Annotated in this window: 22 protein-coding genes; 10 read left to right on the forward strand and 12 right to left on the reverse strand. The window is 71.8% G+C overall.

From position 1 onward, the window contains the following. Positions 1-17 precede the first annotated feature (17 nt). Entirely contained in the window at positions 18-1,112 is a 1,095-nt protein-coding gene (locus ACT54X_RS20190; protein WP_476348168.1) for a transporter, read from the forward strand. Here ACT54X_RS20190 and ACT54X_RS20195 read toward each other — a convergent pair. Further along, the gene (locus ACT54X_RS20195; RefSeq protein WP_294375649.1) at positions 1,096-1,401 is read right to left on the reverse strand and encodes a hypothetical protein; all 306 of its coding nucleotides are present in this window, start codon (positions 1,399-1,401) and stop codon (positions 1,096-1,098) included. The two genes, ACT54X_RS20190 and ACT54X_RS20195, sit on opposite strands and share 17 nt — an antisense overlap. A gap of 164 nt (positions 1,402-1,565) precedes the next feature. On the opposite strand from ACT54X_RS20195, the gene ACT54X_RS20200 reads away from it, so the two are divergent. From ACT54X_RS20200 to ACT54X_RS20240, 9 genes are all read left to right on the forward strand, one after another. Beyond that, positions 1,566-2,423 (forward strand): 3',5'-nucleoside bisphosphate phosphatase, encoded by an 858-nt coding sequence (locus ACT54X_RS20200; RefSeq protein ID WP_476348170.1) that lies wholly within the window; start codon positions 1,566-1,568, stop codon positions 2,421-2,423. A 65-nt stretch (positions 2,424-2,488) separates the two neighbouring features. Next, complete coding sequence (locus tag ACT54X_RS20205; protein ID WP_476348315.1) at positions 2,489-3,352, forward strand: DMT family transporter; 864 nt, start codon at positions 2,489-2,491, stop codon at positions 3,350-3,352. Between the two features lie 22 nt (positions 3,353-3,374). Beyond that, positions 3,375-4,010 (forward strand): L-threonylcarbamoyladenylate synthase, encoded by a 636-nt coding sequence (locus ACT54X_RS20210; protein ID WP_114802701.1) that lies wholly within the window; start codon positions 3,375-3,377, stop codon positions 4,008-4,010. Between the two features lie 22 nt (positions 4,011-4,032). Beyond that, positions 4,033-4,704: a site-2 protease family protein gene (locus ACT54X_RS20215; protein ID WP_017761434.1), complete on the forward strand. Its 672-nt coding sequence runs from the start codon at positions 4,033-4,035 to the stop codon at positions 4,702-4,704. Positions 4,705-4,732: 28 nt separating this feature from the next. After that, the gene (locus ACT54X_RS20220) at positions 4,733-6,067 is read left to right on the forward strand and encodes a tryptophan--tRNA ligase (protein WP_476348173.1); all 1,335 of its coding nucleotides are present in this window, start codon (positions 4,733-4,735) and stop codon (positions 6,065-6,067) included. 59 nt (positions 6,068-6,126) lie between these two features. Further along, positions 6,127-6,726 carry a response regulator transcription factor gene (locus ACT54X_RS20225; protein WP_017761790.1) on the forward strand — a complete coding sequence of 200 codons (600 nt, stop codon included), beginning with the start codon at positions 6,127-6,129 and terminating at the stop codon, positions 6,724-6,726. A gap of 112 nt (positions 6,727-6,838) precedes the next feature. Beyond that, complete coding sequence (locus ACT54X_RS20230) at positions 6,839-7,351, forward strand: sigma-70 family RNA polymerase sigma factor (RefSeq protein ID WP_294375627.1); 513 nt, start codon at positions 6,839-6,841, stop codon at positions 7,349-7,351. Positions 7,352-7,366: 15 nt separating this feature from the next. Then, entirely contained in the window at positions 7,367-8,398 is a 1,032-nt protein-coding gene (locus tag ACT54X_RS20235) for a FecR domain-containing protein (protein ID WP_476348175.1), read from the forward strand. A gap of 174 nt (positions 8,399-8,572) precedes the next feature. Next, positions 8,573-11,098, forward strand: a complete 2,526-nt coding sequence (locus ACT54X_RS20240; RefSeq protein WP_476348177.1) for a TonB-dependent siderophore receptor — start codon at positions 8,573-8,575, stop codon at positions 11,096-11,098. Positions 11,099-11,113: 15 nt separating this feature from the next. Here the strand turns inward: ACT54X_RS20240 and ACT54X_RS20245 are convergent, their stop codons facing one another. The 11 genes from ACT54X_RS20245 to ACT54X_RS20295 all read right to left on the reverse strand — a co-directional run bounded on the left by ACT54X_RS20245 (position 11,114) and on the right by ACT54X_RS20295 (position 21,236). Beyond that, the gene (locus ACT54X_RS20245; protein ID WP_294375618.1) at positions 11,114-12,502 is read right to left on the reverse strand and encodes a sensor histidine kinase; all 1,389 of its coding nucleotides are present in this window, start codon (positions 12,500-12,502) and stop codon (positions 11,114-11,116) included. 236 nt (positions 12,503-12,738) lie between these two features. Next, on the reverse strand, positions 12,739-13,866 hold the full coding sequence (gene cheB, locus ACT54X_RS20250) for a chemotaxis-specific protein-glutamate methyltransferase CheB (RefSeq protein WP_476348180.1): 1,128 nt from the start codon (positions 13,864-13,866) through the stop codon (positions 12,739-12,741). Further along, positions 13,866-14,477: a chemoreceptor glutamine deamidase CheD gene (gene cheD, locus ACT54X_RS20255; protein WP_354319461.1), complete on the reverse strand. Its 612-nt coding sequence runs from the start codon at positions 14,475-14,477 to the stop codon at positions 13,866-13,868. The genes cheB and cheD overlap by 1 nt, the downstream gene beginning before the upstream one ends. Before the next feature lie 31 nt (positions 14,478-14,508). Beyond that, positions 14,509-15,354: a CheR family methyltransferase gene (locus ACT54X_RS20260; protein ID WP_354319462.1), complete on the reverse strand. Its 846-nt coding sequence runs from the start codon at positions 15,352-15,354 to the stop codon at positions 14,509-14,511. 17 nt (positions 15,355-15,371) lie between these two features. Next, positions 15,372-15,848, reverse strand: coding sequence for a chemotaxis protein CheW (locus ACT54X_RS20265; RefSeq protein WP_354319463.1), 477 nt, complete (start codon positions 15,846-15,848; stop codon positions 15,372-15,374). Positions 15,849-15,856: 8 nt separating this feature from the next. Continuing rightward, positions 15,857-17,845, reverse strand: coding sequence for a chemotaxis protein CheA (locus tag ACT54X_RS20270; protein ID WP_476348183.1), 1,989 nt, complete (start codon positions 17,843-17,845; stop codon positions 15,857-15,859). Positions 17,846-17,867: 22 nt separating this feature from the next. Then, on the reverse strand, positions 17,868-18,236 hold the full coding sequence (locus ACT54X_RS20275) for a response regulator (RefSeq protein ID WP_476348185.1): 369 nt from the start codon (positions 18,234-18,236) through the stop codon (positions 17,868-17,870). Between the two features lie 20 nt (positions 18,237-18,256). Further along, a complete protein-coding gene (locus ACT54X_RS20280) occupies positions 18,257-19,963 on the reverse strand; it encodes a methyl-accepting chemotaxis protein (RefSeq protein WP_476348187.1) in 1,707 nt (568 codons plus the stop codon). Between the two features lie 15 nt (positions 19,964-19,978). Further along, a complete protein-coding gene (locus tag ACT54X_RS20285; RefSeq protein WP_294375601.1) occupies positions 19,979-20,392 on the reverse strand; it encodes a hypothetical protein in 414 nt (137 codons plus the stop codon). Beyond that, positions 20,389-20,877 (reverse strand): hypothetical protein, encoded by a 489-nt coding sequence (locus tag ACT54X_RS20290; RefSeq protein ID WP_354319467.1) that lies wholly within the window; start codon positions 20,875-20,877, stop codon positions 20,389-20,391. Before ACT54X_RS20290 ends, ACT54X_RS20285 begins: the two co-directional genes overlap by 4 nt. Beyond that, positions 20,874-21,236 carry a response regulator gene (locus ACT54X_RS20295; protein WP_294375594.1) on the reverse strand — a complete coding sequence of 121 codons (363 nt, stop codon included), beginning with the start codon at positions 21,234-21,236 and terminating at the stop codon, positions 20,874-20,876. Before ACT54X_RS20295 ends, ACT54X_RS20290 begins: the two co-directional genes overlap by 4 nt. Positions 21,237-21,254: the final 18 nt, after the last annotated feature.

Genomic DNA, 21,254 nt, shown 5'->3' on the forward strand with positions numbered 1-21,254 from the left:
CTTTCGCCCCCAGCGCCGTGCCCTCGCCCCTGCCGCTCCCTGCTCCGCTCGCCGCAGCCGCCCATGGCGCAGACGCCGCCGGCTTGATCTGCGGCTACCTCTTCGACGGCGAGGCGTCGTCGCCGCCTCGCCCGCTGGACCTGGACGAGGCCGCGCTGTGGCTGCAGGAGGTCGCCGACACGCGCAGCGAACCCGGCCCCCATGCCGGCGCCGCGGCCCGGGCCGAGCCGGACGACGCCTCGCCCTATGCCTGGCTGCACTTCAACCTCAGCCATGCGCAGGCCCAGCGCTGGCTGGAGCGCCATGCCGGCCTGCCCGACAGCTTCTACGAGGCGCTGCGCGAGGGCACCCATTCGACCCGCATCGAGCGCGACGACGACGCCCTGGTGGCCGTCATCAACGACCTGCATTTCGACTTCGGCTTCGAGCCTTCGGACATCGCCACGCTGTGGATCGGCGTCGGCCCGCGGCTGGTGGTCACGGCACGCACGCGGCCGTTGCGCTCGGTGGACGACCTGCGCCTGGCCGTGCGCACCGGCGAGGCGCCGCGCTCCACCACCGAGTTGCTGGAGCGGCTGATGCGCACGCAGGCGGATGTGCTGGTGGGCGTGGTGCGCACTGTCACCGGCCGCATCGATGCCATCGAGGACGCGCTGCTCGCGCGTCGTCCCGACGCCCAGCGCGCGCGCCTGGGCGAGATGCGGCGGGTGCTGGTGCGGCTTCAGCGCCTGCTGGCGCCCGAGCCGGCAGCGCTGTTCCGGCTGCTGCAGCGCCCGCCGGCCTGGATGGCCGAGGCCGATGCGCAGGGGCTGCGCGATGCGTCGGAGGAGTTCTCGGTCGTGCTGCGCGACATGCACGGCCTGCAGGAGCGGGTGAAGCTGCTGCAGGAGGAGATCGCCGCCAGCGTGCAGGAGGACAACAACCGCAGCCTGTTCGTGCTGACGGTGGTGACGGTGCTGGCCCTGCCCATCAACATCCTGGCCGGCCTGTTCGGCATGAACGTCGGGGGCATCCCGCTGGCAGAGAACCCGCACGGGTTCTGGCACCTGGTGGCCATCGTGGCCACCTTCACGGCCGTGGCGGCCTGGCTGGCGTTCAGGAAGAAGAAGTAGCGTCGGCGGACGACGCCGCCGCGGGGGCGACCGGCGTTTCCGGCGACTCGTGCACCTGCATGGAGAGGTCGAACAGCTTCGCCTTGCCCGCGTAATAGCGGTCCAGTCGCCAGTCGCGCAGCACCTCGATGGCCAGGTCGAAGCTTTTGTAGTCCAGCGCATAGAGCGAGGACAGGTCGAAGCCGCGGTCGGTCTCCAGCGCCAGGACCAGGGCCGCCAGCGTACGGGCCGCTGGATCTTCCGGCGGGCGGCGTTCGATGTAGCGGCGGGCTTCCTTGATGGCGTTCATGCGTAGGCAAAAGATGACAGACAGGCGCGGATTCTCCCCTTGCCTCCCCTGGGAAATATGACAACTCCGAGTCAGTTCCGGGGTTGTTGAAGCGGGTTGGCGCGTTCCCGGGTGCAGCGCCCCCTGCGCGGGCATGGCGAAACCGAGTCCTTAGAATCGCACGGGTGTTCGACAACGACCTCAACGCCGACCTTCACTGCCACTCCGTGGTTTCGGACGGCACGCTGACGCCCGAAGAGCTGGCCGCGCGCGCTGCGGCCAACGGCGTCCAGCTCTGGGCCCTGACGGACCACGACGAGGTGGGCGGCCTGCAGCGTGCCGCCGAAGCTGCCCGCGCCAACGGCATGCGCTTCCTCACCGGTGTCGAGATCTCCGTCACCTTCTGCAACGAGACGGTGCACATCGTGGGCCTGGGCTTCGATGCCGAGGATGCCGCGGTGCGCCAGGGCCTGTACGACACCCGCAATGGCCGTGGCCCACGCGCCCGCGAGATCGCCGACCAGCTTGCCCGGGTCGGCATCAAGGGCGCCTATGAAGGCGCGCTGCGCTTCGTCGGCAATCCCGAGCTCATCTCCCGCACGCACTTCGCACGCTTCCTGGTCGAGCAGGGCCACTGCCGCGACACCTCCGAGGTGTTCCGCAAGTACCTGACCGAAGGCAAGCCCGGCTACGTGCCGCACCGCTGGGCGAACCTGGGCGACGCGATCCGATGGATCCGCGATGCCGGCGGCGTCGCGGTCATCGCGCACCCGGGCCGCTACAAGTTCACCGCCAACGAGGAATACGCCCTCTTCACCGAATTCAAGGGCCACGGCGGCCAGGCGGTGGAAGTGGTGACCGGCAGCCACACGCCGGCCGAGTACGTCGAATACGCCGACAAGGCGAAGGAGTTCGGCCTGGCCGCCTCCCGCGGCAGCGACTTCCACAGCCCCGACGAAAGCCATTGCGACCTGGGGCGCCTGCCCCTTCTTTCGCCCAGCCTGCAGCCCGTCTGGTCCCTGCTGGCGGACCGCGTGCAGTGACCGGCGCGGCCTGCGCCACGCGGGGTGCCGCCTCCGCGAGCGATACGCTGCGGACACTGGCCGGCATGGGGCTGCTGCTGCTGGCCGTGGGCTGCTTCGCGGTCCTGGATACCACCACCAAGGTCGCCTCGGCCACCGTGCCCGTGTTCATGGCCGTGTGGTTCCGCTATGCCTTCCAGGCTGTCGCCACCACCGCCATCCTGCTGCCGCTGCACGGCACGGCGCTGCTGCGCACGCAGCACCCGCGCTTCCAGGTGCTGCGCGGGGCCCTGCTGCTGGGCAGCAGCCTGCTGGCCTATCTGAGCCTGGGCCACATGCCCATGGCCGAATTCACCGCCATCGTGCTGGTCGTTCCGCTGGCCGTCACGCTGATGGCCGCCACGCTCCTGGGCGAGCGGGTATCGGCCCTGCGCTGGGCGCTGGTGGCGGGCGGCTTCGTGGGCACGCTGTTGATCCTGCGCCCGGGGGGCGAGGGCTTCGGCTGGGCGGTGGTCATGCCCGTGGGGCTGGTGGTGTGCAACGCCTGGTTCCAGGTGCTGACCAGCCGCCTGGCCCGAACCGAGAAGCCCCTGACGCTGCACTTCTACACCGGCTGGGTGGGCACGCTGATCGCGGCGCTGTTCCTGCCCTTCGCCTGGCAGACGCTGCCCGCCTGGCAGGACTGGGGGTTGCTGGCCCTCATGGGCCTGATGGGCACGGTGGGCCACTTCCTGCTGATCCTGGCCTACCAGCGCGCCCACGCGTCCACCCTCACCCCCTTTCTCTACGCCCAGATCGGCTTCGCCATGCTGGGGGGCTGGCTGGTGTTCGACCAGTTGCCCGACCGCATGTCGTTCGCGGGCATCGGCCTGATCGCCGTGTGCGGCGCCGGCGGCGCCTGGCTGACGGTGCGCGAGCGGCGCCAGCCCATCGAGCCGGTCGAGGGCTGAACTTCGACAGGAGGACAAGACCATGGCCCAGTATTTCGAGGTCCACCCCGACAACCCGCAACCGCGCCTGCTCAAGCAGGCGGCGGCCCTGCTCGCCAAGGGCGAGGTGATCGCGGTGCCCACCGACTCCAGCTATGCGCTGGCGTGCCAGCTGGACGACCGGAATGCCGTCGACAAGCTGCGCCGCATCCGCCAGATCGACGAGAAGCGGCTGCTGACCCTGCTGTGCCGCGACCTGAGCGAGCTGGCCAATTACGCCCGCGTGGACAACCGCCAGTACCGCCTGCTCAAGACCTGCACGCCCGGCCCCTACACCTTCGTGCTGGAGGCGACCAAGGAAGTCCCCCGCCGCGTGAGCCATCCGCAGCGCAAGACCATCGGCCTGCGGGTGCCCGAGCATCCGGTGCTGGCCGAGTTGCTGGCGCTGCACGGCGCGCCCCTGCTGGCCAGCACGCTCATCCCGCCCGGCGAGACCGAGCCGATGAACGACCCCCAGGAGATCCGCGACCGCTTCGAGAAGCTGGTCGGCGCCGTGATCGACGCCGGCGCCTGCACCTCCGAGCCCACCACGGTGGTCGACCTCACGCCCATGGACGCGGGCGGCGAGCCGGCGCTGATCCGGCAGGGCCGCGGCCCGCTGGGGCCGCTGGGCCTGTGAATCCGTCTGAGACAATCCCGCGGTGGAAGCCTCCAACCTCATCCAGACCGTCCTCATCTACGCCCTGCCGGTGATCTTCGCGATCACGGTGCACGAGGCGGCCCATGGCTACGTCGCCCGGCACTTCGGCGACAACACGGCGCAGATGATGGGGCGGCTCACGCTCAACCCGCTCAAGCACATCGACCCGATCGGCACCATCGCCATGCCGATCCTGCTGTATTTCGCCACCTCGGGTGCCTTCCTCTTCGGCTATGCCAAGCCGGTGCCAGTCAACTTCGGCCACCTGCGCAACCCCAAGCGCGACATGATCTGGGTGGCGCTGGCCGGACCGGCCTCCAACTTCATCCAGGCCATCCTCTGGACGCTGTTCCTGGTCGGGCTCACCGTGGCGGGCGTGCAGGAGCGCTTCTTCGTCGGCATGGCCAACGCGGGCATCCTGACCAACCTGGTCATGTGGGCCTTCAACCTGTTCCCGCTGCCGCCGCTCGACGGCGGCCGCATCCTGGCCGGCCTGCTGCCACGCGGCCGGGCACAGTACTGGCTAGCACGCATCGAGCCCTTCGGTTTCTTCATCGTCATGGGCCTGGTGGTGCTGGGCGTGGTCGGCTCGCTGTGGCTGCGGCCGCTGATGGGCCTGGGCTATGCCTTCCTGAACCTGCTGATCTCTCCCATTGCCGCGCTGCTGCGCTGACCCCCTTTTCGCCGCCGTCCGCCCCGCCATGTCCTCCGCCTCCGCTCCGACCCGCTTCCTGACCGGCATCACCACCACCGGCACGCCGCACCTGGGCAACTACGTCGGCTCGATCCGCCATTCGGTGCGCTTCAGCCAGCGCCCGGACGTGCAGAGCTACTACTTCCTGGCCGACTACCACGCGCTCATCAAGTGCGACGAGCCGGCGCGCATCCAGCGTTCCACGCTGGAGATCGCGGCCTCGTGGCTGGCCTGCGGGCTCGATCCGGAGCGCGTGACCTTCTACCGCCAGTCCGACATTCCCGAGATTCCGGAGCTGACCTGGTTCCTCAGCTGCGTGACCGGCAAGGGCGTGCTCAACCGCGCCCATGCCTACAAGGCCGCGGTGGACCGCAACACCGCCGCCGGCACCGACCCGGACTCGGACGTGAGCATCGGCCTGTTCATGTACCCGGCCCTGATGGCGGCCGACATCCTGATGTTCAACGCCCACAAGGTGCCGGTGGGCCGCGACCAGGTGCAGCACATCGAGATGGCGCGCGACATGGCGCAGCGCTTCAACCACCTCTACGGCGAGCACTTCACGCTGCCCGAGGCCGAGATCGACGACGCCGTCGCCCTGCTGCCCGGCCTGGACGGCCGCAAGATGAGCAAGAGCTACGGCAACACCATTCCCCTCTTCTCCTCGCGGGCCCAGTTGCAGAAGCTGATCGCCGGCATCGTGACCGACTCGCGCGCGCCCGGCGAGCCCAAGGAGACCGAGGGCTCGGCACTGTTCCAGATCTACCAGGCCTTCGCCACCGCCGACGAGACCGAGGCGCTGCGCAAGGCCTATGCCGAGGGCATCGCCTGGGGCGACGCCAAGCAGGTGCTGGTCGACCGCATCGACCAGGAGGTCGCCCCCCTGCGCGAGCGCTACGAGGCGCTGATGGCCGAGCCCCAGCGCATCGAGGACACGCTGCGCGCGGGCGGCGAGAAGGCCCGCGTGCTCTCGCGCGCGCTGACCTCGCGGCTGCGCGAGGCCGTGGGCCTGCGCAACCTGGGCCAGCTCGGCGCTGCCGCCAGCGGCACGGCGAAGGCCGCCAAGGCCGCGCGGCCCAGCTTCAAGCAGTACCGGGAGCGCGACGGCCAGTTCTACTTCAAGCTGCAGGACGCGCGCGGCACGGTGCTGCTGCAGAGCCTGGGCTTCGCCTCGCCCCAGGAAGCCGGCCGCGCCATCGCGCAGTTGCAGGCGGAGGGCGAACCGGCCCTCGCGGCGCTGGCTTCCCGGCTCGCGCCGCTGGACAATGCGGCGCGCGCTGCCGTCGTGGCAGCGCTGGCCGTGCTGGCGGAAGCGGCGGCCGAATCCGCCCGAGCGTCCTGACCCGGCACGTCGCCCCCGACGGACGCCAACTCCCGGCCCCCTCTCCGGACACGCACACCATGAGCATCTACGTCATCGACGACCATCCCCTGATGCGCGAGGCCATCGTGATGGTCCTTCGCCGCCTGCGGCCCTCCGAGAACGTGGTCGAACTCGACCGCCTGGACAAGCTGGCCAACGCCGTGGAGCACCACGGCCGGCCCAAGCTGTTCTGCCTCGACCTCAAGCTGCCCGACGTCACCGGCGTCTCGGGCGTGCTGACGGTCAAGGAGTCGTACCCCGACATCCCGGTGGCCGTGTACTCCGCCTCGCCCGCCGCCGACATGGAAGAGGCCTGCATCGAGGCCGGTGCCGACATCTACATCGAGAAGTCCAGCGGCTCGGCCGAGCTGACGGCGGCCCTGCGCGGCCTGCTGCTGGCCGACGACGGCGACCTGGAGCCGCCGGCGCCCACGGGCAAGCTCTCGCGTCGGCAGACGCAGCTGATCGCCATGCTGGACCAGGGCCTGTCCAACCGCGACATCGCCACCCAGCTGGAGATCAGCGAGCACACCGTCAAGGTGCACCTGTGGCGGCTGTTCCGCAGACTGGGCGTCAAGAGCCGCACGCAGGCGCTGCACCACGCGCGCAGCCACGGGCTGCTTTCGAATCTGCGCTGATTCCTCGATCCCGGCCGCGTGTTGCCGCGGCGCCTCGGATGGCACGCCATAGAATGAGAACAATTCTCATATTGGACGATCAAATCGTCCGTGGCGCATCCGAGGGCATGTCGTGGCCAGTACCGAGTTTTCGCTTCCTCCGCAAAGCATCGAGGGGTTGTATGTCGCCCATCACGGCTGGCTGAAAGGCTGGCTCCGGCGGCGTCTTGGCGATTCCTGCGTGGCAGCGGATCTGGCGCAGGACACCTTCCTGAGCATGATCACGGCGGGGATGCCCGCCCGGATCGAGGCGCCGCGCCCCTTTCTCGCCACGGTGGCACGGCGACTGATCGCCCATCGCCATCGCAGGCAGCGGCTCGAAGACGCCTACCTCGCCGTGCTGGCAACACTCCCCGGCGAACTCGCCCCCTCGCCCGAAACGCGCTACCTGGCGCTCGAAGCCCTGCGCCAGGTGGACCAGGCGCTCGACGGCCTGCCCCTACCGGTACGCGAAGCCTTCCTGCTGGCCCACCTGGAAGATCTGAGCTACGCCGACATCGCGGCGCGCCTTCGCGTCTCGACCAGTTCGGTCAAGCAATACCTGTCTCGTGCGAACCGGCACTGCCTGTTCGTGCTCGGCACCTGATCGGCCCTCCCTGTCGTGACCGAGCCGACGAGCACACTGGCCGCGGGCCGGCCGGCACCACGGGCCGGTGGCCGTGCCATCGACCCGGCCATCGCCGACCAGGCGGCCGACTGGCTGACCCTGTTCATGTCGGGCGAGGCCGGGGACGACGACCGGCAACGCTGGTCCCGGTGGCGCAGCGCGCATCCCGACCATGAGCGCGCCTGGCGGCACATCGAGGAGGTCACCGGCCGCTTCAAGGACATGGCCCCCCGCGCCGCCTACCAGGTGCTCTCGCCCTACGCCGGCACGGCGACGGCGCCGAACCGCCGCGCCGCGCTGCGCGTCCTGCTGTGGGGCGGCATCGCCGGCACGGCCGGCCTGCTCGCCGCGCGCACGCCGCTCGCCCAGCGACTGGCGGCCGACTACCGCACCGGCATCGGCGAGCGGCGCACCGTCATGCTGGCCGATGGCACCGCGCTGACGCTCAACACCGACAGCGCGGTGGATGTGCGTTTCGACGCTGCACAGCGCCTGCTTCGCCTCCTGGCAGGCGAGGTGCTGGTCGTCACAGGTCATGCGCAGACGGCGACAGGCCGTGCCTGGCCGCCCCTCGTCGTCGCGACCGCGCAGGGCCGCATCCGTGCACTGGGCACCCGCTTCACCGTGCGCCAGCGGATGCAGGGCACCGACGTCGCCGTCCTCCAAAGTGCGGTCGAGATCGCGCCGGATGACCTGGCACAGCGCCCTCGTGTGCTGGAAGCCGGCCAGCGCCTGAGCTTCACCCGCAGCGCGATCGGCCCCGCAGGGCCGGCCGACGACGCCGCCCCGGCCTGGACACGCGGGCAACTGGTGGCGGACGACATGCGGCTGGACGCCTTCCTCGAAGAACTCGGCCGCTACCGCCAGGGCGTCGTCCGGTGCGCGCCCGAGGTGGGGGATCTGCGGCTGTCGGGCGTGTTCCCGCTGCAGGACACCGACCGCATCCTTGCCACGCTGCCCAATGTGCTGCCCGTGCAGGTAGCGCAGCGCACCCGCTTCTGGGTGACGGTCGAAGCGCAGCCCTGACGCCGCCGCGTGGCCCGCGCGTGCGCCGCGGTGCCCGGTCTTGCCCTCCGTCGCCGCCTGGCACGGCCTGCTGCGCGCGCCGCGCAAAGTTTTTTTGCTTCGACGACTGCCCGATCCGCCGTTTCGCGGCACCTCACCAGGGAGAGCACTTCTTGTCACTTCCGAGGAAATCCCATGCGCGCCAAGCCCCTTCATCCCCTGCATCCCGGGCGTCCGTCGCGGCACCGGTCGGTCCTGCGCCCCACCTTCGCGGCGGCCTGGCTTGCGCTGGACGGCCTGGTCCTGGCCTCCCTGCCCGGGCAGGCCCGCGCCCAGGCCCTGGTGGCGCAGACCGCCGCTGCGCACACACGTGCCTTCGACATCCCGGCCGGTCCGCTGGCGTCAGCCCTGCACCGGCTGGCCTCGTCTGCCGACGTCCTGCTGAGCTTCACCCCGGAGCAGACACAAGGTCGGCAGACACCAGGCGTTCGCGGCACCTACACGGTGGACGCCGCGCTGCAGGCCCTGCTCGCCGGCACCGGGCTGCGCGCGGCACGGCTGGACAACGGCGCCTACGTGCTGCGCCCGCAATTGCCGCCCGCCGCCCCGGCGCAAGCAGGCCAGACCGTGGCGCCGCCTTCCACGGCCGCCCTGCCGGCCGTGACCGTCACGGCGGACGGCGACGCCGCGACCGGGCCGGTGCGCGGCTATCTCGCGCGCCGGAGCGCAGCCGGCAGCAAGACCGACACGCCCATCATCGAGACACCGCAGTCGCTGTCGGTCGTCACCGCCGAGCGCATCGAGGCCATCGGCGCCACCACCGTGCGCGACGCGCTCGGCTACACGCCCGGCATCAACATCTCGCCCTACGGGGCCGACTCGCGCTACGACTGGATCAGCATCCGCGGTTTCGATGCCTACAGCCCGGGCTTCTACCAGGACGGCCTGCCACTGCGCAACGCCAACACCTTCGCCGTCTGGAAGGTCGAGCCCTACGGCACGGAACGGATCGACGTGCTGCGTGGACCGGCGTCGGTGCTCTATGGCCAGGCCAGCCCGGGCGGCGTGGTCGACGTGGTGAGCAAGCTGCCCACAGCCTTGCCGGTGCGCGAGCTGCAGATGCAGGTGGGCAGCCACGGCCACAAGCAGATCGCCGGGGACTTCTCGGGCAAGCTCGACGCCGAGGGCCAGGTGCGCTACCGCGTCGTCGGCCTGCTGCGTGACGCGCGGATGCCGACCGGCGACAAGGACGACGACCGCACGTACCTCGCGCCGTCGCTCACATGGCGGCTGTCGGGCGACACCTCGCTCACCCTGTATGCGCAACTCATGCGCAACCGCGCCGGCGTGTACACCCGCATCCGGCCCATCGAGGGCTCGCTGGTACCCACGCCGGTGGACAGCCGCATTCCGAGCACGCTCGACATCGGCAATCGCCACTTCGACCGCTTCGACCAGGACCAGACACTGGTCGGCTACCAGTTCGAGCACAGGCTGAACGACACCTTCACCTTCCACCAGAACCTGCGGGCGGGGCACATGAAGCTCGACTACGCCGGGCTGCAGGCGCCCCGCTTCGTCGCGACGGACCCGGAGCAGCCGCTGGACCCCGCCAACTACCGGCTGCTGAGCCGGACGCTCTTCGGCAGCCGCGAGTCGGCTCGCAGCCTGAGCCTCGACAACCAACTGCAGGCCGACCTGCGACGCGGCGACTGGCAGCACACGCTGCTGCTGGGCCTGGACCACCAGCGCAGTCGCTTCGAGGCGCGCACCTTCAGCGGCGGCAGTGCACCGCTGCTGGACATCGCGGCGCCCGTCTACCCCAACGGACCGTTCGAGATTCCCGACCCCTATGCCATCGACAGCACGCGCCTGCAGCAGACAGGCCTGTACCTGCAGGACCAGATCAAGTGGGGCGAGCGCTGGCAGCTCACGCTGGGCGGCCGATACGACCAGGCGCGCACGGAAAACTTCGACCGGCTGGGTGGTGCATCCTCGCGCGTGGCCGACCACCGGTTCACCAAGCGCGCGGGGCTGGTGTATCTGGCGCCCAACGGGCTCGCACCCTACGCGAGTTACACCGAGTCGTTCAACCCGAACCCGGCGCTCAACCCGCTGACTCGCCAGCCCTTCGAGCCCGAGACCGGCCGGCAATACGAAGCGGGGCTGCGCTACCAGCCGCCGGGCTCGCGCAGCCTCTACAGCGCGGCCATCTTCGACCTGCGGCGGCGCAACTACATCACCTTCGATCCGGACTTCGTGCCCTACCAGACCGGGGAGATCTCCACGCGTGGCCTGGAACTGGAGGCCACCACGCAGCCGATGCCGCGCATGAACCTCACCGCGGCCTACAGCTACACGCCGCGCGCCATCGTCACCGCCAGCGCCAACCCCGAACAGATCGGCAGACAGGCCCTGGCCGTACCGCGGAACCAGCTATCGGGCTGGATCGACTACCGTTTCACCAACGGCCTGAAGGTGGGCATCGGGGCGCGCCACACCGGCTCGACCTACGGCAACGGTGGGCGCACACCCGTCAAGGTGCCGGCCTATACCCTGGTCGACCTGCTGCTGGCCTACGACATCGACCGCTGGAGCCTGGCGCTCAACGTGCGCAACCTGACCAACCGGACGTACCTGAGCAATTGCGACAGCACTGCGCAGACGTGCTACTACGGCGACCAACGCCGTGTGGTCGCCACCGCCACCTACCGCTGGTGAACGAGGGCCACAGGCTCAGCCCACGGCGTCCGACATGCGGGCCTGGGCCTGGGTCTCGTCGGCGTCGGTGAGCATCACGCGGAAGACGCTGCCGCGGCCGACGCGGGAGCGCACGCTCACCGCATGGCCCAGGGCGTGCGACAGGCGCGCCACGATGGCCAGGCCGAGGCCGAAGCCGTCGGAGGTGCCGGCGTCGTGGTCGGCCACCTTGTAGAACTCCAGGAAGACGTCGCGCAGGTGCTCGCGCGGGATGCCGATGCCGGTGTCCCAGACTTCCACCCGCAGCCCTTCGCGGGTCTGCCGCGCCGCCAGCAGCACGCCGCCCTCGTGCGTGTACTTGATGGCGTTCGACAGCAGGTTGCCCAGCATGCGCCGTACCCGCACCGGGTCGGTCAGCACCGTGCCGGGCACCATGTGCACCCGGAAGCGCAGGCCCTTGGCCTCGGCCACCGGGCGGTACTGCAGCTCCAGGTCGCGCAGCAGCTGCACCACGTCCACCCGCTCGATGTGCAGCCGCACCTGGCCCGAATCGATGCGCGCCAGGTCGAACAGCGAGTCGAACAGCACGTTCACCGCCTGCGTGGCGCCCGAGATCTTGGGCGCGATCTCGTGCACCAGCTCCGGCTCGTTGCGCAGCCAGTCGGCGTACAGCGACAGCGCCAGCACCGGCTGGCGCATGTCGTGCGCCGCGCTGGCCAGGAAGCGGTTCTTCATCGCCACCGCCGAGACGGCCGCCTGCCGCTGCTGGGTGAGCGAGGCGATCAGGATCTTGTTGTGGAAGAGCAGCTCGAAGCTGTTGCGTGCCGTCTCGTAGATGCGCCGGCCCGCGTGCAGCAGCAGCCACCAGTGCAGCGCCGGCAGCAGCACGAAGGGCAGCCCGAACTGCAGGCCCTCGATGCCCACCTCCGCCACGCGGATGCCCATGCACAGCAGCATGGTGATGAACAGCGAGGCCATGTAGCGCCGCAGCACCGGCGGATGCAGCGCGATGCTGACCACGGGGAAGGTGGCGGCCCCCGCCACGATGAACCAGCAGATGAACTGGTTGACCAGCGGCGTGCGCTCGAAGAACAGGTACGCCGACATGCCCCAGACGACGCCGCTGGCGCCCCAGAGATGCCGGTAGCGGTGGACGAAATGCTCCTGCGCATCGGCGTCGCGGCCTTCGTAGCGCAGCCGGTAGAGGTGCTCGAAGCGCACCCGCGCGAGCGAGACGCAGACCACCAGGAACACCCAGAGCGAGGCGACCCACCAGGGCAGGTCGCGCCAGCTCAGGGCCACGATGACGGGCGTGAGCACCGCCGCCAGGATGTAGTTGCCCCGGGCGGCCCGCATGAGCGAGCGCACCAGTTCGCCGCGGACCCAGCGGTCCGCCTCATCGCCGGAAACGGGTGAAGGCGTCATTCCCACGAGCGAGGAATGGCGCCATCCGCCGAACGACGTCACCGGAGCATCCATGCGCTGCTGTTGGCCCAGAAAGAAAAAAGCCCCGTCGAGGGGCCTCGAAGGCACCGCCGGAACCGGCTTCGCCCGGCTGGTCGGTAACCTCCCGCATCGCCTCGCGGGGGTCGCGCGGCGCGGGCGCTAATGTAGCACCGCCCCAGGGCCCCGCCGGACGCCGCGGCGGCCCCGGCGCATCCCTACGCCGCCGCACCGGCATCGCCGAGGTCCTGCATCAGCGCCTCGCCCAGTTGCGCCAGGGGCAGCACCCGGCCCGCCGCACCCAGCGCGATGGCCTCGCGGGGCATGCCGAAGACGACGCAGCTGGCCTCGTCCTGCGCATAGGTCAGGGCGCCGGCGCGGCGCAGCGCCAGCAGGCCGGCGGCGCCGTCGCGGCCCATGCCGGTCATCAGCACGCCGCAGGCGCGCCGGCCCAGCAGCCGGGCGGCGCTGTCGAAGAGCACGTCGACCGACGGCCGGTGCCGGTTGACCGGGGGCGTCGCCAGCAGCGCCGCCTCCAGCCGGCCCTGCTCATCGCGCCGGACGGCCAGATGGTGGCTGCCCGGCGCGATGAGCGCCTGCCCGGCACGCAGCGGCTCGCCGTCCCGGGCCTCGGCGACGCGCAGCGGCAGGTGGCGGTCCAGCCGGTCGGCGAAGCTGCGGGTGAAGCCGGCCGGCATGTGCTGCACCACCAGGACGGGCGGACAGTGCGGCGGCAGCTGGGCCAGGAACTGCAGCAAGGCCTCGGTGCCGCCGGTCGAGGCGCCGGCGACGATGACGCGCTCGCCCCGCCACGCCCGGCGCCCGGGCGGTGCCGCCGGGCCGGGCCCACGATCGGCGCCCGCCGCCGGGCCGTCGTCGGTGCGGGCGGTGGCCGCTGCCGGCCGCGCACGGGCCGTCTCGGCCGCGCGCGCGGCCCGCGCCTCCTGCACCGCCTGGCGCAAGGCCTGGCAAATCGCGTCGCCGTCGTCGCGCAGGCCCTGCGCCACGCCCAGGCGCGGCTTGGGCAGCACGCCGCAGGCGCCCAGCGCGCGGGCCTGCCGCGCGACCTGCACCTCGGCCTCGGTGGGCGTGGCCACGATCAGTACCGGCATCGGCGGCCCGCCGGCCAGCTCGCGCAGGAAGTCCAGCCCGTTCATGCCCGGCAGCTGGATGTCGAGCGTCAGCGCGTCGGGCGCCAGCGCCGCGATGCGCGACCGGGCCGCGGCGGCGTCGCCGGCAGTGGCCACGACCTGCATGTCGGGCTGCGCATCGATGATGGCGCACAGCACCTGGCGCACCAGCGCCGAATCGTCCACCACCAGGATGCGCAGGCGCTCGTCCGGCATCAGTCGAAGAGCTCGATGGCGCCGGCCACCGGCGTGCGGGCCAGGCTGGCCTGGTAGGACTGCTCGCGGCACGCCACGCTGGCCGGCAGCGCCTCGTTCAGCCGCTTGACGCGGGCTTCACCGGTGCGGGGAAAGTACGCCACCTTGCGCGGGCAGGTGTCGGCCAGGTCCTGCGCCCGCACCGGGATGCGTTCGGTCGCCAGGAAGTCGAGCACGAAGCGGGCGTTGCGGTGGCCGATGTTGACCTGGTTCATGCCGGGGATCACATTGGCACCGCCGAACACCTTGGCCTCCAGCCGGTTCCGGCGGGCGCCCAGCTTGACCAGCTGGTTGATCAGCACCTCCATGGCATAGCTGCCGTAGCGCGCCGGGGCCGAATCGGCCGGCCCGGTGGCGGGGCCGGCGTCGGGCAGCATGAAGTGGTTCATGCCGCCCACGCCCCGTTCGGCATCGCGGATGCAGGCCGCCACGCATGAGCCCAGCACGGTCACGAGCACCAGGTCGTCGGCGGTGGCGTGGAACTCGCCGGGCAGCACGCGCACGCCGCGGCGACCGAAGACGGTCTCGTAGTGCAGCGTGCCGCTGCCGGCCGGATGCAGGTCCATGCTCATCGGCGGGCTCCGTTGCGGGCGGCTGCGCGTCTCATGGCCCCGCCTTCACGCGCTCGTACACGGTCTGCGCCCGCAGCCGGAACAGGTCCGAGGCGAACAGCAGGCTTTCCGAATGGCCGACGAAGAGCAGCCCGTCGGGCTCCAGCAGGCGGGCGAGCTTGCGCAGCACCTGGTATTGCGTGGGCTTGTCGAAATAGATCATGACGTTGCGGCAGAAGATGGCGTCGAAGGGCGCCAGCGCGGGCCAGTCGGGCGCCAGCAGGTTCAGCGGCCGGAAGGCCAGCAGGGCCCGCAGCTCGGGCCGCACGCGCACCCGGCCCGCGTTGGTGCCGGTGCCACGCAGGAAGTGACGCTGCAGCTGTTCGGGCGGCAGGCGCTCGACCCGCTCCTGGTCGTAGACGCCGGCCTCGGCCGTCGCCAGCACGCGGGTGTCCAGGTCGGTCGCCAGGATCTCCAGCGGCGGGCTGGGGCTGGCCCACTCCTGCGCGGCGGCCATGGCGATGGAATACGGCTCCTCGCCGGTGGAGGCGGCGCAGCTCCACACGCGCAGCGCCCGCTGCCGCCGCAGGCCGCGCAGGTGGCGCATCAGCACCGGAAAGTGGTGCGGCTCGCGGAAGAAGGCCGTGAGGTTGGTGGTGAGCGCGTTGACGAACTGCTCCCACTCTGGCTGGGCGGCATCGCCTTCCAGCGCGTCCAGGTAGTCGCGAAAGCGCCCGATGCCGCAGCTGCGCAGCCGCCGCGACAGCCGGCTGTAGACCATCGCCTCCTTGCTCTCGGCCAGGGCGATGCCGGCACGTGCGTGGATCAGGCGGCGCACGCGCTCGAAGTCGGCCGGGCCGTAGTCGAACTCGCGCGCGGAGACGGTCGGCGCAGGCATGGCGGCGGCGGAATTGCTCACTGCGCCACGTGGGCCAGCAGCGCCTCCAGGTCCAGCAGCATGACCATGCGGTCCTGCAGCGTGGCCAGGCCGGTGATGCATGACAGGTCGACCGCGGCCATGTCGGGCCGGGGCTGCACCTGCTCGGCCGCGAGCGTGACCACCTCCGAGACGCCGTCCACCACCATGCCGATGACCTTGGCCCCGACGTTGACGATGATGACGGCGGTGAAGCGGTCGCAGTCGGCCTGCGGCAGGCCGAAGCGCAGCCGCAGGTCCACGATGGGCACGATGGCGCCGCGCAGGTTGATCACGCCGCGCACGGCCGGATCGGCCTGCGGGATGCGGGTGACCGGCTCGTAGCTGCGGATCTCCTGCACCTTGAGGATGTCGATGCCGTAGTGCTCGGTGTCGAGCCGGAAGGTGAGGATGCCGGTCTGCGCCATCTGGGCGGCGAGTTCGGCGGCGGGAATGGCGGATTCGGCAGCGCGCATGAAGAGCCTCAGGCAGGAAGGGGTTCGGTGGAACGAAAGGCGCCCGCGCTCTCCAGCGGCGACGGCAGGCGGCCGGACGAGGCCGCCTGACGGCCCAGTCCCGCCGCATCGAGGATCAGCGCGACGCGGCCGTCGCCCATGATGGTGGCGCCCGAGATGCCCGCCACCTTGCGGTAGTTGGCCTCCAGGCTCTTGATGACGACCTGGTGCTGGCCCAGCAGCGCGTCCACGAAGAGTGCGACGCGCTGACCCTCGGTCTCCAGCACGATGAAGATGCCGTCCGCGCCGGGCGGCGTGCCGCCGGGCAGGCCCAGCACCTCGTGCAGCGCCACCACGGGCAGGTAGCGCCCACGGATGCGCAGCACGCGGCCCGCGCCGGCCACGCTGCGCACGGCGTCGCCCTCGGCCCGCAGCGATTCGACGATGAAGGCCAGCGGCACGATGAAGACCTCGCCGCCGCAGGCCACCGACAGGCCGTCGAGGATGGCCAGCGTGAGCGGCAGCCGTACCGCGATGCGCGTGCCGCGGCCCTTCTCGCTGTGGATGTCCACCCGCCCGCCCAGGGCCTGGATGTTGCGGCGGACCACGTCCATGCCCACGCCGCGGCCCGAGACGTCGGTGACCGCCGCCGCGGTGGAGAAGCCGGCCTCGAAGATCAGCGCCCACACCTGCGCGTCGGTGGGCTGCTCGGGCATGGCCATGCCGCGCTCGCGCGCCTTGGCCAGGATGCGCTCGCGGTCCAGCCCGCGGCCGTCGTCGGCCACCTCGATCACGATGCTGCCGCCTTCGTGGCGGGCGCTCAGCGTGATCGCGCCCGCAGCCGGCTTGCCGGCCGCCACGCGCTCGGCGGGCAGCTCCAGGCCGTGGTCCAGGCTGTTGCGCACCAGGTGCGTGAGCGGGTCGACGATGCGCTCGATCAGGCCCTTGTCCAGCTCGGTGCCCTCGCCGTCCAGGCGGATCTCCACCTCCTTGCCCAGGCGCTGCGCCAGGTCGCGCGCCAGGCGGGGGAAGCGGCTGAACACGGCCGAGATCGGCATCATGCGGATGGCCATGGCGGCCTCCTGCAGGCCGCGGGTGTTGCGGTCCAGCAGGTCCAGGCCGCTGCGCAGCCGCTCGACCTGCTGCGGCGTGTCGCCCAGCGCATGCTGGGCCAGCATGGACTGGATGATCACCAGCTCGCCCACCAGGTTGATGATCTGGTCGACCTTGTCGACGCTCACGCGGATGGAGCTGGATTCGTGACCCGCATGCGCCGCGCCCGCCCCGGCCGAGGGCGCCGGCAGGCCGGCGGACGCGGCCACGGCGGGCGGCTCGGCCATGGCGGACGACGCTGGCGGCACGGCACAGACGTCGGCGACCGCACCAGCACCAGCACCAGCACCAGCACCAGCACCAGCACCCGGCACCGGCCGGGCCTCGGCCGAGGGCTCGGGCACGTCGTCGAAGAAGCCGAAGGCCACGCCCTCGCCGGCCAGGGACCCGGCGGCTTCAGTCGCTTCGTTCGCTTCGGCAGCGGCAACCACGGGCGCGGGCAGCGCGGCGGAAGGCGGCATCGCCAGCGGCGCCTCGGCCGGGAGGGCCGGCCAGGCCGCCGGCGCGGGCACCGCCACCGGACCGGCCAGCGCCGACAGTTGGGCCCGCGCCGCCTCCACCTGGGGCGCCGGCACCGCGGCCTGGCCTTCGAAGGCGGCGATCTGCGCCCGCATCACGTCGGTGCCCACCAGCAGCGCATCGACGATGTCGGCGCTGAGCGCCAGCCGCTGGTCGCGCAGCCGGTCCAGCAGCGACTCCGCCACATGCGCGAGCCCGGCGACCTCGTCGAGGCCGAAGGTGGCGGCCCCGCCCTTGATGGAATGCGCCGCCCGGAACAGCGCGTTCAGCATCTCGCCGTCCACCCGGTTGGGGCTGAGGGCGAGCAGCAGCGACTCCATCGCGTCCAGGTGCTCGCGGGCCTCCTCCACGAAGATGCCGACGAATTCGCCCAGGTCCAGTTTCATGGCCGCGCTCCTGCAGTGCCGCTCACGCCAGCACCTTGCCGATGACCGCGATCAAGGTCTGCGGATCGAAGGGCTTGACCATCCAGCCCGTCAGGCCCGCCGCGCGGCCGGCGGCCTTCATCTCGACGCTGGACTCGGTGGTCAGCATCAGGATCGGCGTGCGCGCATGCTGCGCCTGCCCACGCAGACGGCGGGTGAAGGTCAGGCCGTCCACATGCGGCATGTTCTGGTCGGTGACGATGGCGTCCACGTGCACGCCGCCGGCCAGCTTGTCCAGCGCCTCGGCACCGTCGGCGGCCTCGACCACGGCGTAGCCGCCCATGCGCAGCGTCATCGCCACCATCTGGCGGATCGAGGGGGAATCGTCCACGGTCATGACGGTCTTGTTCATGGCTTGCTTCTCCCCGCGCGTCAGAAGGATTCCCAGCCCGCTTCGGCCCCGGCACCGGCCAGCACGGGCGCGGGGGCCGACAGACGCCGCGGTGCCGGCCTGGCGCGCCCGGCCGGGCCGGTGGCGGCCACGGCGGCCGTCGCGCCGCGGGGCTTGCGCGCGGGCGGCGCCGCGGCCACCGTGGCATCGGCACCCAGGCGGAAGACCGCCACGCTGCGCACCAGGTGCTCGGCCTGCTCCTTGAGCACGGCGGCGGCGGCCGACAGTTCCTCCACCACCGCGGCGTTCTGCTGCGTGGCCTGGTCCATCTGCACCACCGCCTGGCCCACCTGGGCCACGCCCAGGCTCTGCTCGCGGCTGGCGGCGCTGATCTCGCCGGCCACCTGGGCCACGCCGCGGATCGCGCCCACCACCTGCTCCATGGTGCTGCCGGCCTGGTCGGCCAGGTCCGAGCCGTGGGCCACGGTCTCCACGCTGGCGGTGATGAGCGACTTGATCTCCTTGGCCGCCTCGGCGCTGCGCTGGGCCAGCGCCCGCACCTCGCTGGCCACCACCGCGAAGCCGCGGCCCTGCTCGCCGGCGCGTGCGGCCTCCACGGCCGCGTTGAGCGCCAGGATGTTGGTCTGGAAGGCGATGCCGTCGATCACGCCGATGATCTCGGAGATGCGGCCCGCGCTGTCGGCGATGCCGCGCATGGTCTGCACCACCTGCGCCACCACGGTGCCGCCCTCGGCCGCCACCTGCGAGGCGCGCGTGGCCAGCTCGCTGGCCTTCTGCGCATGCTCGGAGTTGTGGCGCACGGTGGTGTTGAGCTGCTCCATCGAGGCGGCCGTCTCCTCCAGCGCCGAGGCCTGCTGCTCGGTGCGGGCCGACAGGTCGCTGCTGCCCGCCGCGATCTCGCGGCTGGCCGAGGCCAGGCCGTCGGCATTGCGGCGCACTTCGCTGACCACCGAGGCCAGCTTGCCGCGCATGGCCTCCAGGCTGTGCAGCAGGCGGGCCGTCTCGTCGCGGCCCTCGGCATGGACGCGCGCGGTCAGGTCCCCCGCCGCCACCGATTCGGCCACGCCCGAGGCGCCGGCGATGGGCCGGGTGATCGAGCGCGTGACCAGCACCGAGCACAGCCCGCCCAGCAGCACCGCCGCCAGGCCGCCGACCAGGATCATCCATTCGCCGCTGCGCAGCGTGTCGATCGTGTGCTGGCGATGGCGGTTGCCGTCGGCCCGGATGTCCTCGCTCACGCGCTCCAGGGCCGCCAGGTAGGCATCGCCGTGCGCGACGAGCGCCTGCTCCTCCTCGGCCGTCATGGCACGGCCGGCCGAATGGGCGGCGAAGAGCTCCTCGCGCAGCCGGGTGTAGGCCGCGCGGTCGGCCACCACGCGCGCGATGTGCCGGCGGCCGTCGTCGTCGGTGGCCGAGTCGGCCACGCGGCGGGCCATCTCGCCGATGCGCTGCGACGTGGCCTGGGTCTCGCGCGAGAGGGCCTGCACATAGGCGCCGTCGCGGCTGTGCAGCAGGCCCAGGGACCGCACCATGTTCAGCCGGATGTCGGCCGCCCACTGCTGGGCCAGCACCTCGCGCTCGTGGACGACGTTGGCCTGGTAGTCCAGCGCCTCGCGCAGCGTCCGCAGCCGCGAGACGCCCAGGGCCGCCACCAGGCCGGTGACGATCAGCACGAGAAGGAAGGCCGCCGCGAGCCGGCTGCCGGTCTTGAAGTTGTTCAGGCGCATGAGGACGCTTTCGGGTCAGAAGAATTCATGGGTGCCCGCGCCGGGGGCGCCAGGCGTGGGGCAGGCGGTGCCGTGCGCATCGCCCCAGGCGGCCGCGGGCGGCCAGGCCGGCAATCGCCGGGCCGCGCCGGTCGAGGCGGTGTCGGCGGCGGCATGGCGCAGGGCACCGGCCAGCTGCGACTGCCGCCGCTGGGCGGCCTGCAGCAGCTGGCCCAGCGTGTCTTCGGCCTGCAGGGCCACCATCACCTGCCGCAGGGCCGTGCGGACCGCGACGTCCGAATCGGTCTGCGCGCCGGCCACCTGCACGAAGCCGGCGCGCAGGTCGCCCATGGCCTGCGCCAGCATGGCGCCGGCCAGCGCCAGCTCCTGGGCGCCCGCCTCGAGTTGCGCCGCCAGGCTGCGGCTGTCGACGGGCAGTGGCGCGTTCATGCGGCGCCCCACAGGCCCAGCAGCCCCTCGGCGTAGCCGTCCACCTCGACCTTGAACACGGCCCGGCGCAGGCGCGCGGTGGCGGGCGGCAGCAGGGCGGCGACGGCGGGCTCGCCGAAGGCGGTCTGCAGCAGGGTCAGGCGGCCGGCGTCGTCGCGCACGATCAGCCGTGCCCCCACGTTGAGCACCTCGGCGAAGTTCTCGCGCAGCGTGTCGTCCAGGACGCCGGCGCGCACCCGGTCGTCGGCGGCGTCGGCCGGCACCAGCGACAGCGCGGCCGCCAGGTGCGCGGCCAGCGGCAGGTCGGCCGCGAGCCAGGCCAGCGGCGCGCGGTCGCCGCCGTGGTAGCTGCCGGCGGCCGCGAAACGGCAGCGGGTGGCGGCCGGCTGCATCGACGCCTCCACGGCGCGCCGCAGCAGCAGGCCGAGCGAGCGCTCCACCTGGGCCGCCGTGGGCAGGGACAGCATCATGGCGGCCGCCGTCATTCGAGCAGGTCCACCAGCGCCACGCGGAAGTCCTCGGCGCTGAAGGGCTTGCCGATGAGGAAGGCCGCCCCGGCATCGAAGGCCTGCTGCTGCATCTCGGCGCTGACCTCGGTGGTGACGAAGCCGAAGGGCGTCGTCGACGCCTCGGCGCGCAGGGCATGGAGCAGCTCGATGCCGGTCATCGCGGGCATGTTCCAGTCCGAGATGATCAGTTCGGGCGACTCGGCATGGGCGGCCGCCAGCGCCTGCTGGCCGTCGGCGGCCTCGACGATGTGGTGGCCGCGGAAGCCGGCCTCGCGCAGCATGTGGGCGATGACCTGCCGCATGGCGCGGCTGTCGTCGGCGATCAGGATCTTCATGGCGACTCCTTGGATGAG

The organism is Pseudacidovorax sp. DMC4, assembly GCF_056314265.1.

Coding starts and splice junctions, on each gene's coding strand:
- ACT54X_RS20195 (WP_294375649.1), bottom strand. CDS start 1,401: ATGAACGCCATCAAGGAAGCCCGCCGCTACATCGAACGCCGCCCGCCG.
- ACT54X_RS20205 (WP_476348315.1), top strand. CDS start 2,489: ATGGGGCTGCTGCTGCTGGCCGTGGGCTGCTTCGCGGTCCTGGATACC.
- ACT54X_RS20210 (WP_114802701.1), top strand. CDS start 3,375: ATGGCCCAGTATTTCGAGGTCCACCCCGACAACCCGCAACCGCGCCTG.
- ACT54X_RS20220 (WP_476348173.1), top strand. CDS start 4,733: ATGTCCTCCGCCTCCGCTCCGACCCGCTTCCTGACCGGCATCACCACC.
- ACT54X_RS20225 (WP_017761790.1), top strand. CDS start 6,127: ATGAGCATCTACGTCATCGACGACCATCCCCTGATGCGCGAGGCCATC.
- ACT54X_RS20240 (WP_476348177.1), top strand. CDS start 8,573: ATGCGCGCCAAGCCCCTTCATCCCCTGCATCCCGGGCGTCCGTCGCGG.
- ACT54X_RS20245 (WP_294375618.1), bottom strand. CDS start 12,502: ATGACGCCTTCACCCGTTTCCGGCGATGAGGCGGACCGCTGGGTCCGC.
- cheB (WP_476348180.1), bottom strand. CDS start 13,866: ATGCCGGACGAGCGCCTGCGCATCCTGGTGGTGGACGATTCGGCGCTG.
- cheD (WP_354319461.1), bottom strand. CDS start 14,477: ATGAGCATGGACCTGCATCCGGCCGGCAGCGGCACGCTGCACTACGAG.
- ACT54X_RS20260 (WP_354319462.1), bottom strand. CDS start 15,354: ATGCCTGCGCCGACCGTCTCCGCGCGCGAGTTCGACTACGGCCCGGCC.
- ACT54X_RS20265 (WP_354319463.1), bottom strand. CDS start 15,848: ATGCGCGCTGCCGAATCCGCCATTCCCGCCGCCGAACTCGCCGCCCAG.
- ACT54X_RS20270 (WP_476348183.1), bottom strand. CDS start 17,845: ATGAAACTGGACCTGGGCGAATTCGTCGGCATCTTCGTGGAGGAGGCC.
- ACT54X_RS20275 (WP_476348185.1), bottom strand. CDS start 18,236: ATGAACAAGACCGTCATGACCGTGGACGATTCCCCCTCGATCCGCCAG.
- ACT54X_RS20280 (WP_476348187.1), bottom strand. CDS start 19,963: ATGCGCCTGAACAACTTCAAGACCGGCAGCCGGCTCGCGGCGGCCTTC.
- ACT54X_RS20285 (WP_294375601.1), bottom strand. CDS start 20,392: ATGAACGCGCCACTGCCCGTCGACAGCCGCAGCCTGGCGGCGCAACTC.
- ACT54X_RS20290 (WP_354319467.1), bottom strand. CDS start 20,877: ATGACGGCGGCCGCCATGATGCTGTCCCTGCCCACGGCGGCCCAGGTG.
- ACT54X_RS20295 (WP_294375594.1), bottom strand. CDS start 21,236: ATGAAGATCCTGATCGCCGACGACAGCCGCGCCATGCGGCAGGTCATC.